The sequence below is a fragment of the Atlantibacter hermannii genome, from assembly GCF_009907385.1.
GTDB classification, from domain to species: Bacteria; Pseudomonadota; Gammaproteobacteria; order Enterobacterales; family Enterobacteriaceae; genus Atlantibacter; species Atlantibacter hermannii_A.
The window spans coordinates 1-954 of the sequence record NZ_JAAATR010000101.1 but is presented as its reverse complement, the minus strand read 5'-3'; the positions used below and the strand labels follow the sequence as shown (position 1 = coordinate 954).

Genomic DNA, 954 nt, shown 5'->3' with positions numbered 1-954 from the left:
AGCAGGGCAGTCGCCCTAAAACAAAGTTAAACATCATGAGGGAAGCGATGATCGCCGAAGTATCGACTCAACTATCAGAGGTAGTTGGCGTCATCGAGCGCCATCTCGAACCGACGTTGCTGGCCGTACATTTGTACGGCTCCGCAGTGGATGGCGGCCTGAAGCCACACAGTGATATTGATTTGCTGGTTACGGTGACCGTAAGGCTTGATGAAACAACGCGGCGAGCTTTGATCAACGACCTTTTGGAAACTTCGGCTTCCCCTGGAGAGAGCGAGATTCTCCGCGCTGTAGAAGTCACCATTGTTGTGCACGACGACATCATTCCGTGGCGTTATCCAGCTAAGCGCGAACTGCAATTTGGAGAATGGCAGCGCAATGACATTCTTGCAGGTATCTTCGAGCCAGCCACGATCGACATTGATCTGGCTATCTTGCTGACAAAAGCAAGAGAACATAGCGTTGCCTTGGTAGGTCCAGCGGCGGAGGAACTCTTTGATCCGGTTCCTGAACAGGATCTATTTGAGGCGCTAAATGAAACCTTAACGCTATGGAACTCGCCGCCCGACTGGGCTGGCGATGAGCGAAATGTAGTGCTTACGTTGTCCCGCATTTGGTACAGCGCAGTAACCGGCAAAATCGCGCCGAAGGATGTCGCTGCCGACTGGGCAATGGAGCGCCTGCCGGCCCAGTATCAGCCCGTCATACTTGAAGCTAGACAGGCTTATCTTGGACAAGAAGAAGATCGCTTGGCCTCGCGCGCAGATCAGTTGGAAGAATTTGTTCACTACGTGAAAGGCGAGATCACCAAGGTAGTCGGCAAATAATGTCTAACAATTCGTTCAAGCCGACGCCGCTTCGCGGCGCGGCTTAACTCAAGCGTTAGATGCACTAAGCACATAATTGCTCACAGCCAAACTATCAGGTCAAGTCTGCTTTTATTATTTTTAAGCG

Annotated in this window: 1 protein-coding gene; it reads left to right on the top strand. The window is 51.6% G+C overall.

Annotation, left to right across the window (positions count from 1 at the left end; all coding sequences use genetic code 11):
* The first annotated feature begins 35 nt into the window (after positions 1–35).
* Positions 36–827, top strand: coding sequence for an ANT(3'')-Ia family aminoglycoside nucleotidyltransferase AadA1 (gene aadA1, locus GV764_RS19330; protein ID WP_046622360.1), 792 nt, complete (start codon positions 36–38; stop codon positions 825–827).
* Positions 828–954: the final 127 nt, after the last annotated feature.

Bases quoted from the DNA above. Each gene is read 5' to 3' on its own strand.
- aadA1 (WP_046622360.1), top strand. From the start codon at position 36: ATGAGGGAAGCGATGATCGCCGAAGTATCGACTCAACTATCAGAGGTA.